Here is a 611-nt window from a genome sequence, read left to right as displayed (position 1 = left end):
ATCGGGATCACCTTCGCCTGCTCGGCGTTCCTCGCAGCGGTCATCTCGGCCTCAGCTCCTCGGAGGGTTCTGACGGGTCAGCATTCTTGCCATGATTTCGAGTGGGTCATCAAGATCTTGAAGCCGCGCGCCGCAGTCTCTTCTGAATTGCGCCATGGTTCCCCCCAATGAAGCGTCGGCATTGCATACCACATCTGTGGTACCACAATTGGGGTAGTGTGGCAAGATACCGAAGAACTAGGAGCACCGATGAATCAGGACCGCCGGAACCTGCTGCGCGACGCCGCTATCGAAGTGCTGGCCAGCGCGGGCGGGCGCGGTCTGACGCACCGGGCCGTCGACGCGGCCGCAGAAGTGCCAGTGGGGACCGCGAAGAACTACTTCCCGACCCGAGAGGCCCTGCTGCGCGCGGCAGCCGAGCGGTGCGTTGAGCAGTACGGCCAGGTCGCGGCGCAGATGACGGCCGCCGGCCCCGGGCCTTGCGACCGCGAGGAGCTGGTGGGCCTGTTGGGGGGGCTGTTGGAGAACGTCGCCGGGCCCGGGCGACCGCGCATGCTCGCCTACTTCGAGCTGCGAAGCGAGGCGGCGCGCGATCCCCAACTGTCGGCGAT

The 611-nt window shown here is 66.3% G+C and carries 1 protein-coding gene; it reads left to right on the top strand.

The window, feature by feature from the left end; genetic code table 11:
* Nucleotides 1–249: 249 nt before the first annotated feature.
* The coding region (locus ABD323_RS43770; protein ID WP_425556363.1) for a TetR/AcrR family transcriptional regulator at nucleotides 250–611 on the top strand (362 nt) is incomplete at its 3' end.

It is taken from the genome of Kitasatospora nipponensis, from assembly GCF_039528135.1.
Taxonomy (GTDB): Bacteria; Actinomycetota; Actinomycetes; order Streptomycetales; family Streptomycetaceae; genus Kitasatospora; species Kitasatospora nipponensis.
The sequence above is the reverse complement of the archived record's forward strand: the minus strand, read 5'-3'. Positions and strand labels throughout refer to the sequence as shown.